The following is a 14980-nucleotide window of genomic DNA, read 5'->3' on the forward strand; positions in this document are numbered from 1 at the left end:
TGCGTATCAAACAACCAGAGCGACGAGTCCCACAACCATTGGTTGTGCGACGGGACGCGGTGGCTACGATGACGGGGTGGATCTCAAGGCCGTACGCACCTTCGTCGCCGTGGCGGACACCGGGCAGTTCCAGGAGGCGTCGGCCGTCCTCGGCATCACCCAGCAGGCCGTCTCCAAGCGGATCGCGGCACTGGAGAAGGAGCTGGGGGTACGGCTGTTCACGCGGACCGCGCGCGGGGCGGAGCCGACCATCGACGGGCAGGCGTTCCTGCCGCACGCCCGCGAGCTGCTGCTGGCCGAGGAGCGCGCCGCCGCCTCGGTGCGGCCGGGCCGGCGGGCGCTGCGCGTCGACGTGGTCGGGGCCCGGCTCGGCCCGGCGGGTCTGCTGCGCGACTTCCACCGGGCGCACCCGGAGACCGCGCTGGACGTGGTGACCCTGTTCGACGCGGACACGGCCGTGGCCGCCGTCCGCTCGGGCACCATCGACGCGACCTTCCGCGCCGTCGGCACCCGGCTGCCCGCCGGACTGCGGGCGGCCCGGGTGTTCGACGAGCCGGTGCAACTGCTGACCGGCCCCCGGCATCCGCTCGCCGGGGCCCGCTCGGTGACCCCGGCGCGACTGGCCGGGCACCGGATCTGGATGCCGGGCCTGGTGGCCGGCACCGAGTGGGCGGCCTACTACACCGCGCTGGCCGCCGAGTTCGGGCTCACCATCGACTCGGTGGGCCCCGACTTCGGCTCGGAGGCGCTGCTCGACACCATCGCGGACTCCTCGTCGCTCGCCACCCTGGTCGCCGAGGGCATCCGGCTCGTCTGGCCGCAAGGGCACGACCTGCGGCGAATCCCGCTCACCGACCCGACGCCGGTCTACCCGCACTCGCTGGTGTGGGACGCGACGAACGCGCATCCGGGGCTCGCCGCGCTGCGCGCCCATCTCGCCGAGCGGCCCGCCGCCCGGCCGTCCTCGCGGGCGTGGACCCCGGCCTGGGCCGTGCGTGGCGCCTTCCCCGCGGGCCGCCCCTGAGCCATCATGAACCGGCGTCAGCCGTTTGCCGTCGGCGAAGAGGTGAGGCGCATGGCAAGACTCCGCGCGGGTGAGGGCATTCTCCGCCGCAAACCCATCGAGCACATCGAGGACACGGAGGTCGGCGAGGGACCCCGCCTGGAGAGGTCGCTCGGGCTGTGGCAGCTCACCGCGATCGGCGTCGGCGGCATCATCGGCGCCGGCATCTTCACGCTCGCCGGCACGGTGGCCAACGGCACGGCCGGCCCCGCGGTGCTGGTGTCCTTCCTGATCGCCGGCGCGGCGAGCGCGTGCGCGGCGCTGTCGTACGCCGAGTTCGCCGGGCTCATCCCGAAGGCGGGATCGGCGTACACCTACGGTTACGCGGTGCTCGGCGAGTTCGCGGGCTGGTTCATCGGCTGGGACCTGCTCCTGGAGTACACGGCGATCGTGGCGGTCGTCGCGATCGGCATCTCGGGCTACTTCGGCTTCCTGGTCGAACAGATGGGCGCGAAGCTGCCGCACTGGATGCTGGGCGCGCCCGGCAGCGGCGCGGGTCACCGGGTGGACCTGTTCGCGATGGTCCTCTGCCTGCTGATCGCCTGGCTGCTCACCCTCGGCATCCGCAGCGCGGCCCGCTTCGAGACGATCGTGGTCGCGGTGAAGGTGCTGGTGGTGCTGCTGGTCATCGGTGTCGGCGTGTTCCACATCGACACCGCGAACTACCACCCGTTCTTCCCCTACGGCATCAGCGGCACCTTCACGGGTGCGGCGACGGTGTTCTTCGCGGTGTTCGGCTACGACGCGATGTCGACCGCGGCCGAGGAGTCCAGGGACGCGCAGCGGCACATGCCGAGGGCGATCATCTACTCGCTGGTGATCGCCATGGTGCTGTACGTCGCGGCCTGTCTCGTGCTGACCGGCATGCAGAACTACAAGGACATCGACAAGGAGAGCGGGTTCAGCACCGCGTTCAAGTCGGTGGGCCTGAACTCGCTCGCCAACGTGATCGCGGTGGGCGCCATCATCGGCATCCTCACCGTCATGTTCACGTTCATGCTGGGCGTGACCCGTGTCTGGTTCTCGATGTCCCGGGACGGCCTGCTGCCCCGCTGGTTCGCCAAGACGCACCCGACGCGGCACGTGCCGACCCGGGTGACGTGGATCGTCGGGGTGGCCTCCGCGCTCATCGCCGGGTTCCTGCCGATCGGGGAGGCGGCCGAGCTGACCAACATCGGCATCCTGCTGGCGTTCGTGGTGGTGTGCGTGGCGGTGATCATGCTGCGCAGGCGGCGCCCGGACCTGCCGCGCGCCTTCCGTACGCCGTGGGTGCCGTTCGTGCCCGCGCTCGGGATCGTGTTCTCGGTCTGGCTGATCACGTTTCTTCAGTGGCAGACCTGGGTGCGGTTCGCGGTGTGGTTCCTGATCGGCTGCGTCGTCTACTTCACGTACTCCTACAAGCGCTCGGCGCTGGCCGGGCCGGACACCGACTGATCACTCCCCCATGACCAGGCCGTCCGCGGCGGCGCCCCGGCTGAGCACCACGTCCCGGATCCGGTCGCGGACCCCGGCGAGGTCGGCCCCGCCGGCGACGGCCCGGCCGACGTCGACCACCCGCCCGGCGTCGAGGTCGTACAGCTGCGGCACGAACTCGGCGCGCGTGACCCGCCAGCGCCCGCCGGCCCGCGCGGGCGGGGCGAAGGTGAAGCGGGCGAGGGTGGACTCGTTGCCGCGCGGGTCCCGCGATCCGTCGGCGCCGTCCAGCTCGTCGGAGATCTGGTCACCGAGGCCGTAGACCACCCAGGTGCCGTTGACCTTCTCGTACGGCTGCGGGACGTGGGTGTGGGCGCCGAGGATCAGGTCGACGTCCGGGCGGTGGCCGTCGGCGGAGGCGGTCAGCCGGTGGGCGAGGGCGGTCTGCTCCTCGGTGGGGGCGTCGTCGCCGCCGGTGCCCCAGTGCAGGCAGAGGACGACCACGTCGGCGCCGGCCTTGCGGGCGGCGCGGGCGTCGGCGGTGATCCGGTCGGCGTCGATCGGACCGAGCGCCCAGGGCTGCCCGGACGGCAGCGGCTGCTCGGTGTCGAAGGTGTACGACAACTGGGCGACCTCGGCGGAACCGGCCCGGTAGAGGGTCGTACGGCGGGACTCCTCCGCGCTGCGGGCGGTGCCGGCGTGCTTGAGGCCCGCCGCGTCCAGCGTGTCGAGGGTCCCCCGGATGCCGTCGGCGCCGCCGTCCAGGGCGTGTTCGGAGGCGGTGGCGCAGCCGTCGTAGCCGGTCATGGCGAGGTCCTGGGCGAGTTGCGGCGGGAACCGCGGGGCCGCGTCGCCCGCGCCGTCCTCCAGGTGACACAGCGCCAGGTCGGCGCCGTGGACGAGGGGTTCGACGCCCGAGAGCATGGGCCGGAAGTCGTAGCCGCCGCCGGCGGTGTCGGAGGAGGCGCGGTCGAGGACGGCGGGGTGCGTCAGGATGTCGCCGGTGGCGACGAGGGTGAAGCCGCGGCCGGCGGGGGGCCCGGGGGCGCCGCCCCGGCCGGCGTCCTGGCGGACCAGGTTGGTGCAGGCGGCGGCCGCCGTGAGGACGGCGGTCAGGGCCAGGGCCACCTGGTGTCTGCGTCCGATCATCGGCTCACCCCTCGGGATCCGCTTCAGCACGTCAGTAGGACTGACGTATTTACCGACCTTGCCTTGACGGGCATATGGGTATGAAGCCGACTCTCCCTCCAAACGGTCCGGGCCACCTCATTGACCCATCCGGTGCCTCCCACCGGACGTGCGGGCGGCTGTGAAGACTCTCACTCCGCGGCACCGTGACGTCTTTGCCCTCGCGTACCTCCGTGGGGCCGGTGAGGCGGAAGCGGCGCGCACCTTCGGCGTTCCGCCCGGTACCGTGAAGTCCTGGGCGTACGACGCGCTCCGCACCCCGCCCCGGGAGCTTCCGGGCTATGCAGCCGACCTGCGCCGAAACCGGGAACCTGGTCAAACCTCGGTAAAGCGCCTTGCTGCGGACCCCGTTGGGGCAATGGGCTGTCCTCATCCGCGTTCCGGGCGAGGGCGGGTCCCCGGGGATCGGGCGACGCGCACGCACCGGAGGAAGGGCAGGAAGGAAATGCCGCACACAGGTCACGAGGGAACCGACGGCGCGGACGGCGCCGACGGCGGTGAACTGGTCGTCCCCATGGCGTGGTTGTACGCCGAGTACATCGCCGACGAGCTGCTGCGTACCGGCGATCTGATGCCGCCGACGTCCTTCGAGTTCCGGGCGGGCCGGGACGCGCTGGCGCTGACCGTCTACCTGTCCGACACCGAGGGGGAGCTGTCCGGTATCCGGGTCGTCTCCCAGCTGGAGAACTGGCTGTCGCTGACCGCCTGCGACCATCCGTGGCAGGAGTGGGTGCGCGCCCGGATGGCCGACCTGACCGCCCGCGCCGCGGGTTCCCCGGCCCCCGATCTGGCCCTCGCCCAGGACGCCTGGCGCTGGCTGGAGGAGACCGAACTGCTGGCCACCGACCTGGACGCGGTGCCGGGCGGGGGCGCGCTGCCCGACGAGGACGACGGGCCGAAGGTGTGGACACCGGCCTGGCAGCTCGGGCTGCCGCTCGGTCACCTGGCGATCCACCTCTTCTGAGCCGGCGGCGCACCCGCCCGGGGCACCTCACTTCAGCAGGCGGGAGAGTCTCCGGTCCGCGAGGGGTCTGCCCCCGGTCTGGCAGGTGGGGCAGTACTGGAGGGAGGAGTCGCTGAAGGAGACCTCGCGGATGGTGTCGCCGCAGACCGGGCAGGGTTCGCCGGTGCGGCCGTGGACGCGCAGGCCGCTCTTCTTCTCCGACTTCAGGCGGCCCGCGGCCACGCCCCGGGAGCGCTCGACCGCCTCGGTCAGCGTGGTGCGCAGTGCCTCGTAGAGGTGGTGGGTCTCCTCGGGGGTGAGGGACGCGGCGAGTCTGAAGGGCGACATCCCCGCCGCGTGCAGGATCTCGTCGCTGTACGCGTTGCCGATGCCGGCGATCAGGGACTGGTCCCGCAGGGCGCCCTTGAGCTGCCGTCTCTCGTCCTTGAGAAGGGCGGCGAAGCGCGCCTCGTCGAAGCCGGCGGCGAGCGGGTCGGGGCCGAGGCGGGCGATGCCCGGCACCTGCGCCGGATCGCGGACCACGTACACCGCGAGGCGTTTCTGCGTGCCGGCCTCGGTGAGGTCGAAGCCCTCGCCGGTCTCCAGCGCCACGCGCAGCGCGAGCGGGCCCTTGCCCGGCTTGGGCGGTCCGTCCGGCAGCCGCTCCTTCCACTGGAGCCAGCCGGCCCGGGCCAGATGGGTCACCAGGTGCAGCCCGCTGTCCGCCGCGAGGTCCAGGAACTTGCCGTGCCGGCGCACCGCGGTGACCGTGCCGCCCTCGAAGGCGGTGACGGGAGGGTCGTACGTCTTCAGCACGCTGACGGCGACCGGCAGCACCCGCGCCACCCTGAGGCCGACCAGGTGCTCGGTGAGGAATTCCGTCAGCGCTTCCACCTCGGGCAGTTCCGGCATACGTCCAGGGTGCCACCCGCCACCGACGACGCCTCCCGCCGCACCCGGTCAGCCCTCGCCCAGCAGGAACTCGCACCACACCGCCTTGCCGCTGCCCCGCGCCTCCACGCCCCAGGCGTCGGCGAGCAGTTCCACCAGCAGCAGCCCCCGGCCGGAGACGCCGTCCTCGCCCGCTTCCCGGCGCCGGGGCAGGGCGCTGGAGGAGTCCTCCACCTCGATCCGCAGCCGGCCGGCGAGGGACCGCAGGGTGACGATCGCCGCGCCCTCGGTGTGCACCAGGACATTGGTCATCAGCTCGTCCGCGGCCAGTTCGATCTCGTCGGCGCGCTCCCCCGCGTCCCAGGCGCGGACCGCCGACCGGATCAGGTGCCGGGCGTGGGCGAGCGCCTCCGGATCACCGGCCGCCACATGCTGCTGGAGCCGGCCGCAGGACCGCCCGGTGTCCGGCATCCGCCGGCACAGCAGGAGCAGGGCCACGTCGTCGTCGCCGCCGCGCTCCTCGGCCGGCTGGATCAGCCGGTCGGCGAGTTCGTCCACGTCGCCGGGTCCCGCGCAGACCTGGTCCGCCAGCGCGCGCATGCCGTCGTCCAGGTCGGCGCCGGGCTCCTCGACCAGCCCGTCGGTGCACAGTACGAGGGTGTCGCCGGAGTCGAGTTCGAGGGTGGTCACGGGATACTCCAGCTCGCCGAACTCGGCCGAGAGCCCGAGCGGCAGCCCGCCCTGCGCCTGGAGGCGCCGGCACCCGCCCGCGCCGCGCACCAGCGGGTCGATGTGCCCGGCGCGCACCACCTGCACCACCCCGGTGGACAGGTCGGCCTCGGCGTACAGGCAGGTGGCGAACCGGTCGGTGTCGAGTTCGTGCAGGAAGACGGAGGCGCGGGCCATCACGGCGGCCGGGGTGTGTCCCTCGGCGGCGTAGGCCCGCAGCACGATCCGCAACTGGCCCATCACGGCCGCCGCGTGGGTGTCATGGCCCTGTACGTCGCCGATGACCGCGCCGACCCGGCCGCCGGGCAGCGGGATCACGTCGTACCAGTCGCCGCCGATGTCCCGGCCCAGCGCGGCCGAGCGGTAGCGCACCGCGATGTCGGCGCCCGGCACGTCCGGGATGGTGCGCGGCAGCATGGCCTGCTGGAGCCCCTGCGCGAGGTCCTTCTGCTGCTCGTAGAACATGGCCCGCTGAAGGCTCTGCGCGATGCTGCCGCCGAGCGCGACGAGGACGCCGCGCTCCTCGTCGGAGAAGCCGCACCGGTCGTTGTAGAGCAGGCCCATCACCCCGATCGGGCGGGCCTGGGCGATCAGCGGCAGGTAGGCGGCGGAGGCGACGCGCAGATGGGTGATCTGCGACCACAGCAGCGGGTACTCCTCGGCGAACTCCTCGGGGGTCTCGACGAACCGCGGGCGCAGCGTGCGCACGACCTCGCTCATGGGGTACGGCTCGTCGATCCGGTTCACCTGGGTGGCGGGCACGAAGCTGCCGGGCGGCGCCTCCGCGACGAGCCGGATCCGGTTGGCCTCCACCAGCGCCATCACGAAGCTGGCCGCGCCCAGCCGACGGATGCCGTGGGTGTCCTTGAGGACGTCGATGACGTCCTGCACGGTGCGGGCGTGGGCGAGGGCCGCGGAGACGACCTGGACGATGTTGGTCTGCTGGCGGAACGCCTGCTCCTGGGCGGCGCGCATGCCGCGGGAGGCGCTGTCGGCCAGTTCCTCGGTGGCGTCGCGCACGATGCCGACGACCCGGCGGGGGCGCCCTGTCTCGTCCCGGCGGATGTAGCCCTGGGTGTGGGTCCAGCGCGGGTTGCCGTCGCGGCACCGGATGCGGAAGTAGGCGCCGTAGTTCTCGCCGCCCTCCTTGATGACCTGGGCCACCAGGGCGTCGAGCCGGGCCGCCTCGTGTTGTGGCACCCGGCCGACCAGGGATTCGGGGCGGCCGTCGAATTCCCCGGGCAGCAGGTCGAACACCTCGTGTGCCTGGGCGTCCATGTGGAACAGGCCCTTGTCCAGGTCCCAGTCGAAGGTGCCCAGGTGGTTGAGCGCCAGGATCGGGTCCGGGTGGGCGGGCCAGTCGTCCGGGAGTGACAGGGCACTCGCTCCCCGATCAGCCATGGGGCCACCTTGCCAGGATTCGCCGGATTCTTCGACCGGTCCCCGGTCCCTCCGGACCACGGCCGCGCCCCGCCGTCAGCCGCCGAGCACGTCGGCGGGGGCGGTTCCCCCGGAGGCACCGGCGGGTTCGGGCGTCTCGGCGGGGGGCGGCCCCCCGTTGGGGCCGGGCATGGCGGGCGTGTCCGTGACGTTGGGCGGACCGATCTCGTCGGGGTCCCGGGGCGTGAGGGGCGCGTCGAAGGGCGGCGGGTCGTAGAGGGAGGTGCCGGGAGGGTAGGCGAGGGGGTCGAGGAACGAGGGCGCGGCGGAGGGGGCGCTGGGCTTGGGGGCGCTGGGGGCGGGGGTGTCGGAGGTGGGGGTGTCGGAGGTGGGGGTGTCGGAGGTGGGGGTGTCGGAGGTGGGGGAGGTGGGTGACGTCGGCGGGGTCGAGGGGGGCGGCGGGGAAGCGGGGGGCGAGGAGGCCGGCGGGAGTGCCGTGGTGGGGAGCGCGGCGCGCGCCTCGGGGGAGGCGGTGGGGGTGGGGTCCGGGGGGCTGGCCGGTACCGGAGCGGTGTCCGGGGAAGTGGTGGGGGCGGGGGCGCGCGCGGGCTTGTCCTGGTCGTCCGCCGTGGGAGTGCCACGCCGGTCGTCCGCCGTGGGCGCGCCGTGTCCGACGGCGGCGGTGGCGCGGTGGGACCCGGTGTCCGACCTGCCCTCGGCACGGCCGTCGCTGTGGCCCGCGCCATGGTCGGCCGCCCCCCGTTTCCCGGCCCGCGTCCCCCGCTCCCGCTCCCCCGCGCCGACGCCGTCCGCACGCGTACGACGGTCGTCCGCGCGTTCGGCGTGCCCCTCGCCGTGCCCCCGGCCCGACGTCAGCCGCCCCGACGTCACCCGTCCCGCCGTCACCCGTCCGGTGCCGATCACCGCTCCCCCGATCTCGCCCGTCGCCGCGTTCGGCCGGCTCTCTTCGGGGCTGGGCCGCCCGGGGTCCGGCCGGGACGGATGGGGGAAGCCGGTGAGCCCGGGGTCGGGGGGCGCGGTGTCGGAGACGGCCGGCGGGGCCACGAGGTGGTCGTTGCGGACGTCGGGTCCGAGCCGGCGCTCTATCCACGTGTTCGTCCCGGCGTCCAGCAGGGTGAGGCTGCCCACGGCCCGGGGCGCCGGGGTCACCACGATGACCTGGTTCGGCCGGTAGCCCGACCACGCGGTGCCGCGCGCGCCGACGCCGCCGCGGGCCTCCTCGGGCGGCCGGAGCGGGTTGCCGCAGGCGCAGCGCACCCGAGGCACGCCCCGGTTGTCGACGAGCACGGCGGTACCGGCCTGGAGCACGGCCTGGTACCCGGCCGTCGCTCCGTCCCGGTAGCCGTGGTTGGTGACGCGGGTGTCGGCGCGCAGCAGCACCGGGGTCAGACCGCGCAGATAGCCGGGCAGGCCCGCACGGGAGACACCGGCCACATGGGCGAACGCGTCACCTCGGGCGGGGTCCGCCGTCAGCCCGCCGATCTGCCGTTCGACGTCGCAGCCGGCGACGCGGACGCTGCCGCTGTAGAGCCCTGGGGTGCCGCCGGACAGGGCGCGGGCCGCCGCCAGGGGGGCGACGGCGAGACCCGCGGGCGGTGCGCTGACGTCGGCGGTGCGGCCGGTCGGCCGGGTCGTGCCGGGGCCGGCGGGGCCGGTCGCCGAGGAGGCGGTGAAGGGGTTGGGCCCCTGCTCGGCGGCGGGCTGGAGGTAGACCTCCTCGCCAAGCTGGGCCTCTTTGACGGCGGCGCCCGCACACCCGGTGAGGAGCAGCGCCACCGACAGCACGCAGGCCATGACCATGGATCCGGTGGGTATGCGCACCGTGCACTCCGCATCACTGTGGGTGAATTGTTCCTATTATTTGCGTTGCACCCGTTTCGCTGGCAACTCGGGGGGATCGGCAGGAGGGAGACGAGGCGGCCGTGGACTGGTTCACCGCACCCGACTACTGGCTGAGCCGGCTGGTCCTCCAGCGGGCGCTGGCCGCCGTGTACCTCGTCGCGTTCCTGACGGCCGCCCTCCAGTTCCGGGCGCTGCTGGGCGAGCGCGGCATGCTGCCGATCCCCCGCTATGTGGCGCGGATCCCCTTCCGGCGGGCACCGAGCCTGTTCCAGCTCCACTACTCGGACCGGTTCTTCGCGGCCACCGCGTGGGCGGGGTGCGCGGTGTCGGCGGCGCTGCTCGCCGGGGCGGACGGCCTGCTGCCGCTGTGGGCGGGCATCGTGCTGTGGCTGGTGCCGTGGGCGCTGTACCTGTCGGTCGTGAACGTGGGCCAGACCTGGTACGCGTTCGGCTGGGAGTCGCTGCTGCTGGAGACCGGTTTCCTGGCCGCGTTCCTCGGCAACGACGAGGTGGCGCCGCCGGTGCTGGTGCTGTTCCTGCTGCGCTGGATCCTGTTCCGGGTGGAGTTCGGCGCCGGGCTGATCAAGCTGCGCGGCGACGCGTGCTGGCGCGAGCTGACCTGCCTCTACTACCACCACGAGACCCAGCCGATGCCGGGCCCGCTGAGCTGGTTCTTCCACCATCTGCCGAAGCCGCTGCACCGGGTGGAGGTCGCCGCCAACCACTTCACCCAACTCGTGGTGCCCTTTTTGTTGTTCACGCCCCAGCCGGTCGCCTCGGCCGCCGCCGCGCTGATGATCGTCACCCAGCTCTGGCTGGTGCTCTCCGGCAACTTCTCCTGGCTGAACTGGATCACCATCGTGCTGGCGGTCTCCGCGCTGCGGCTCCCGGCGACGGTGCCGGCCCTGCCGTCCGCGCCCGTGTGGTACGAGGTCGTGGTCCTCGCGCTCGCCGCGCTGCTGCTGTTCCTCAGCTACCGCCCGGTGGTGAACATGGTCTCCCGGCTCCAGGTGATGAACCGCTCCTTCGACCCGCTGCATCTGGTCAACACCTACGGCGCGTTCGGCAGCGTCAGCCGGGTGCGCTACGAGGTGGTCGTGGAGGGCACGCTGGACGAGGTGGCCCGGCAGGACGCGGAGTGGCGGGAGTACGAGTTCAAGGGCAAGCCGGGACGGCCAGGGCACTGGCCGCGCCAGTTCGCGCCGTACCATCTGCGCCTGGACTGGCTGATGTGGTTCGCCGCGCTGTCGCCCGGGTACGCCGGGGAGTGGTTCGCCGGGCTGGTGGAACGCCTCCTGGAGAACGACCGCGCCACGCTGCGGCTGCTGCGCCGCTCCCCCTTCCCGCCGGACACCCCGCCCCGCTACGTCCGCGCCCGCCTCTTCCGCTACCGCTACACCACCTGGCGGGAGTTGCGGGAGACGGGGGCGTGCTGGGAGCGCAGTTACGTGCGCGAGTACCTGCCGCCGACCCGGCTGGCCGGGGTGGCCGAGCGGCCGTAGCCGCTCACACCCGGACGCGGGGCCCGGTCTCCTCCGGGACGGCGGCGGCCGACCAGGGCCACCCCGGCGAGGGTGAGCAGTCCGCCACCCAGCTCGGCGAGGTGCGGGCGTTCGCCCAGCCACAGGTAGGCGACGGCGAGGGTGGCGGCCGGCACCAGGTACAGGGCGGCGGTCGCGGCGGTGACCGTGAGACGGGCGACGGCGTAGCCCCAGACGACGAATCCGGCTGCCGACGGCAGCGCGCCGAGGTAAGCCGCGGCGAGCAGCGCGCCGGAGGGCGCGTGCAGGGCGGCGCCGATCGCGCCCGGGGCGAGCGGCAGCAGCAGGGCGGTGCCCGCCCACATCACATAGGCAGCCACCTCCAGGCCGGTGTAGCCGTCCAGCAGGGGCTTGATGCCCAGGTGGTAGGCGGCCTGGGCCGCGGCGGCGGCCAGGACCGCCCAGGCGGCGGTGGTATAGCCGGTGTCGCCGCCGGCTGTGGCGATCAGGGCCGCCCCGGCGAGGGCGACGGCGGACCCGAGGACCTTGGCCGGGGTGAGTCGTTCACGGAACAGGAAGGCGGCGAACAGGGCGCTCAGCGCCGGGGCGACGGCCACGATCATGCTGGCGGTGCCGGCCGGGACATGCAATTCACCCCAGTTGAGCAGCAGTTGGTAGGCGCTCACGCCGAGGGCGCCGACCAGGACGATGCGGGGCAGGTCCCGGCGAGCGGGCCGCCGCACCCCCGTCAGGGGCGCCACGGCGGCCAGGACGAGGGAGGCGACGGCCAGGCGCAGGATGCACGCGGTGTACCGGGCGGGGACGGGCGGGCATCCCGGCACCCGCCGCGTCCTCGGCCGGCTGGCCGAACTGGTGCCCGCGGACGGGTGATTCAGGGCCTGCGCAGCCGCAGGGTCATCAGCTCGAACGGGCGCAGCCGGACGGTGATCCGCTCACCCTCGCGGACCGGCCGCGCCGCGTCGGCGAGCGGGCGCTCCAGGAGGTCGGTCACCGCCAGGCCGCTGAACGCGAATCCGGCCGTGAAGGTGGGCCTGGCCCGGCCGCCGTGGGCCTCGTGGAACCGGATCACCACGTCGCCGCTGCCGTCGTCGGCGAGCTTGACCGCCGTGACGACGACCGCCTCCTCGTCCACGGTGACCAGCGGGGCGACGTCGTGGGCGCCGGTCGTACGGCGTTCGGGCAGGTTGGCCCGCCAGCCCTCGCGGACCGCGTCGGCGATCGCGGCACCGGGGACGAGGGCGTGCCGGAAGCGGTGGACGCCCTGGTCGGTCTCGGGGTCGGGGAAGCGCGGGGCGCGCAGCAGGGAGACGCGGACCGTGGTGGTCGTACCCCGGTCGCCGTCGGTGCGCACGGTGCGGGTGACGTCGTGTCCGTACGTCGAGTCGTTGACGACGGTCACGCCCCAGCCGGGTTCCTCCAGGTGGACGAAGCGGTGGTTGCACGCCTCGAACTTGGCCGCCTCCCACGAGGTGTTGGTGTGGGTGGGGCGGAAGACGTGCCCGAACTGGGTCTCCGACGCGTACCGTTCGGCGTGCAGGTCGAGCGGGAAGGCCAGTTTCAGGATCTTCTCCGTCTCGTGCCAGTCGACTTCCGTGTCGATGACCAGCCGCCGCTCCCCCGAGGGCAAAGAAAACACCTGCGTGGCACGGGAGTTCCCGAAGGCGCGGACGACGCGCACCGACGCCCCGTCCTCGCCGACGCCGAGCTCGTCGGTGCCCGTGAGGTCGGTGACGGTGTTGCGGTAGAAGGAGTCGACGTCCCAGGCGTCCCACATGTTCGGGAAGTCCTGGTGGAGTTGGAGCAGGGCCGCAGCCTCGCCGGGGGCGACGGTCTCGCGGTCGGCGGCGAGGTCGCGGGCGGAGACGACGAGGCCGCGCGCGTCGATCTCGACGCGCAGCAGCCCGTTGTCGAGGACGTACCCGCCCGCCGCCCGGGGCTGCGGCGTCGTCGCCGCCCCGGAGGTGCGGGGGGTGGCCGCGCCCGCGGCCGGCACTCCGTCGTGCTCGTACGGCGCCGCGTTGAACACCAGCTCCCGCGACCCCTCCCCCGCCAGCGCCCGCTGCGCCCCGGCGATGAGCGCCTCCAGTTCCCCGGCGACCCGCGCGTAGGTCGCCCGTGCCTCCCGGTGCACCCAGGCGATGGAGGAACCGGGCAGGATGTCGTGGAACTGGTGCAGCAGGACCGTCTTCCAGATGCGGTCCAACTCCTCGTAGGGGTAGGCGGATCCGGTGCGCACGGCGGCGGTCGCCGCCCACAGCTCCGCCTCCCGGAGCAGGTGTTCGCTGCGCCGGTTGCCCCGCTTGGTCCTGGCCTGACTGGTGAGGGTGGCGCGGTGCAGTTCCAGGTACAACTCCCCTACCCAGACGGGGGCGTCGGGGTACTCGGCCGCGGCCTTCTCGAAGAAGGCGGCCGGGGTCTCCCAGACGACGGTGGGCGAACCCTCCAGATCGCGCAGCCGGGCCGCCCTGGCGACCATCTCGCGGGTGGTGCCCCCGCCACCGTCGCCGTAGCCGGTGGGCGCCAGCGAGTGCCGGGCGCGGCCCTTCTCCTTGAAGTTGCGCGCCGCGTGGGCGAGTTCGGCGCCGCGCATGGCACAGGTGTAGGTGTCGACGGGCGGGAAGTGGGTGAGGATCCGGGTGCCGTCGATGCCCTCCCAGTGGAAGGTGTGGTGCGGGAAGCTGTTCGTCCGCGACCAGGAGATCTTCTGCGTCAGCAGCCACTTGGAGCCCGCCGCCCGGATGATCTGCGGCAGCCCGGCGGCGAAGCCGAAGGTGTCGGGCAGCCACGCCTCCTCGTTCTCGATGCCGAACTCCTCCAGGAAGAACCGCTTCCCGTGCACGAACTGACGGGCCATCGCCTCCGAGCCGGGCATGTTGGTGTCCGACTCCACCCACATCCCGCCGGCCGGCACGAACCGTCCCTTCGCCACCGCCTTCCGCACCCGCGCCCACACCTCGGGCCGGTGCTCCTTCACCCAGGCCCACTGCTGCGCCTGGGACATGACGAACACGAACTCCGGCTCGTCCTCGATCAGGGCGGTCATGTTGGCCGCCGTCCGGGCCACCTTGCGTACCGTCTCGCGCAGCGGCCACAGCCACGCCGAGTCGATGTGGGCGTGTCCGACGGCGCTGACGCGGTGGGCGGACGGGACGGCGGGCGCGGCCAGCACGCCGGTGAGCTGTTCGCGGGCGCGGGCCGCCGTGCCGTTCACGTCCTGGAGGTCGACGGCGTCCAGGGCCCGTTCGACGGCACGCAGGAGGTCGTACCGGCGCGCGGAGTCGACCGGCAGCTCGGCCATCAGTTCGCCGAGCACCTCCAGGTCGAGGACCAGGTGCCACACGGTCTCGTCGAAGACGGCGAGGTCCATGCGGGTGAGCGTGTACTGCGGCGCGTTCCCCGCGGTGTCCTTGTCGCCGAGCGGGGTGGGCCCGGAGCCGAGGACGAGCGGGTTGGCGGCGGCCTCGATGTGCAGGCGCACCCGCTCGCCGCCCGCGACGGGGGACCCGACGCGTACCCACTGGTTGCGCGGGTGCAGGCCCTTCACCGGGGTGCCGTCGGGCCGGTAGACCAGGCCCTCGCACTGGAAGCCGGGCAGGTCCTGGTCGAAGCCCAGGTCGAGCAGGGCCTCGACGGTCCGGCCCGCCCAGGCCTCGGGCACGGTCCCGGTCACCCGGAACCAGCTGGTGCCCCAGGGGGCGCCCCACCGGGTGCCCACCTCGATCGGCCGGGGTTCGGCGGCGAGCCCCTCGGCGACCGGCACGGGTTCGCCGGGCGCGTGCCACACCGCGGTCTCCAGCGGCACGGACTCGGGGTGGACGGCGGGGCGGATGCGCTCGGCCAGGACGCGGCGCAGGCGGTCCTCCACCAGACTGCGGTCGTCATGCATGCGGGGTGCTCCCTGCTGGGTTCCGGGCGTTCACGGGTCGGACTCGCTGCGGTCTCGCTTCGGGTTCGCTGCGCTCTCGCTTCGGGTTCGCTGAGGAACGCATTCCCCTGCGGCGGCCGCCG

The 14980-nt window shown here is 73.5% G+C and carries 10 protein-coding genes and 1 pseudogene; 5 read left to right on the forward strand and 6 right to left on the reverse strand.

From position 1 onward, the window contains the following. Positions 1–76: 76 nt before the first annotated feature. Both AB0927_RS02900 and AB0927_RS02905 read left to right on the forward strand, forming a co-directional pair. Positions 77–1024, forward strand: a complete 948-nt coding sequence (locus tag AB0927_RS02900; RefSeq protein WP_366665700.1) for a LysR family transcriptional regulator — start codon at positions 77–79, stop codon at positions 1022–1024. Positions 1025–1075: 51 nt separating this feature from the next. Continuing rightward, positions 1076–2497 carry an amino acid permease gene (locus AB0927_RS02905; protein ID WP_366665701.1) on the forward strand — a complete coding sequence of 474 codons (1422 nt, stop codon included), beginning with the start codon at positions 1076–1078 and terminating at the stop codon, positions 2495–2497. Here AB0927_RS02905 and AB0927_RS02910 read toward each other — a convergent pair whose 3' ends face one another. Next, positions 2498–3625, reverse strand: a complete 1128-nt coding sequence (locus tag AB0927_RS02910; protein WP_366665703.1) for a CapA family protein — start codon at positions 3623–3625, stop codon at positions 2498–2500. Between the two features lie 145 nt (positions 3626–3770). Between AB0927_RS02910 and AB0927_RS02915 the strand changes: the two are divergent. Both AB0927_RS02915 and AB0927_RS02920 read left to right on the forward strand, forming a co-directional pair. Further along, positions 3771–3962: pseudogene (locus tag AB0927_RS02915) on the forward strand (sigma factor-like helix-turn-helix DNA-binding protein); the annotation flags it as partial. A gap of 147 nt (positions 3963–4109) precedes the next feature. After that, on the forward strand, positions 4110–4628 hold the full coding sequence (locus tag AB0927_RS02920; RefSeq protein ID WP_366665704.1) for a hypothetical protein: 519 nt from the start codon (positions 4110–4112) through the stop codon (positions 4626–4628). Between the two features lie 27 nt (positions 4629–4655). On the opposite strand, the gene AB0927_RS02925 is transcribed toward AB0927_RS02920, so the two are convergent. The 3 genes from AB0927_RS02925 to AB0927_RS02935 all read right to left on the reverse strand — a co-directional run bounded on the left by AB0927_RS02925 (position 4656) and on the right by AB0927_RS02935 (position 9449). Next, entirely contained in the window at positions 4656–5519 is an 864-nt protein-coding gene (locus AB0927_RS02925; protein WP_366665705.1) for a DNA-formamidopyrimidine glycosylase family protein, read from the reverse strand. Positions 5520–5567: 48 nt separating this feature from the next. Beyond that, positions 5568–7628, reverse strand: coding sequence for a SpoIIE family protein phosphatase (locus AB0927_RS02930; RefSeq protein WP_366665706.1), 2061 nt, complete (start codon positions 7626–7628; stop codon positions 5568–5570). 75 nt (positions 7629–7703) lie between these two features. After that, positions 7704–9449 (reverse strand): DUF6777 domain-containing protein, encoded by a 1746-nt coding sequence (locus AB0927_RS02935; protein ID WP_366665707.1) that lies wholly within the window; start codon positions 9447–9449, stop codon positions 7704–7706. A 101-nt stretch (positions 9450–9550) separates the two neighbouring features. Between AB0927_RS02935 and AB0927_RS02940 the strand changes: the two genes are divergently transcribed. After that, entirely contained in the window at positions 9551–10972 is a 1422-nt protein-coding gene (locus AB0927_RS02940; RefSeq protein WP_366665708.1) for a lipase maturation factor family protein, read from the forward strand. Here the strand turns inward: AB0927_RS02940 and AB0927_RS02945 are convergent. Continuing rightward, positions 10915–11793 carry a DMT family transporter gene (locus AB0927_RS02945; protein WP_366665709.1) on the reverse strand — a complete coding sequence of 293 codons (879 nt, stop codon included), beginning with the start codon at positions 11791–11793 and terminating at the stop codon, positions 10915–10917. The genes AB0927_RS02940 and AB0927_RS02945 overlap by 58 nt on opposite strands. Before the next feature lie 50 nt (positions 11794–11843). Next, complete coding sequence (locus tag AB0927_RS02950) at positions 11844–14858, reverse strand: glycoside hydrolase family 38 C-terminal domain-containing protein (protein WP_366665710.1); 3015 nt, start codon at positions 14856–14858, stop codon at positions 11844–11846. Positions 14859–14980: the final 122 nt, after the last annotated feature.

The sequence above is a fragment of the Streptomyces sp. NPDC048106 genome, assembly GCF_040706415.1.
Lineage (GTDB): Bacteria > Actinomycetota > Actinomycetes > Streptomycetales > Streptomycetaceae > Streptomyces.

Coding starts and splice junctions, on each gene's coding strand:
- AB0927_RS02905 (WP_366665701.1), top strand. CDS start 1,076: ATGGCAAGACTCCGCGCGGGTGAGGGCATTCTCCGCCGCAAACCCATC.
- AB0927_RS02910 (WP_366665703.1), bottom strand. CDS start 3,625: ATGATCGGACGCAGACACCAGGTGGCCCTGGCCCTGACCGCCGTCCTC.
- AB0927_RS02920 (WP_366665704.1), top strand. CDS start 4,110: ATGCCGCACACAGGTCACGAGGGAACCGACGGCGCGGACGGCGCCGAC.
- AB0927_RS02925 (WP_366665705.1), bottom strand. CDS start 5,519: ATGCCGGAACTGCCCGAGGTGGAAGCGCTGACGGAATTCCTCACCGAG.
- AB0927_RS02930 (WP_366665706.1), bottom strand. CDS start 7,628: ATGGCTGATCGGGGAGCGAGTGCCCTGTCACTCCCGGACGACTGGCCC.
- AB0927_RS02950 (WP_366665710.1), bottom strand. CDS start 14,858: ATGCATGACGACCGCAGTCTGGTGGAGGACCGCCTGCGCCGCGTCCTG.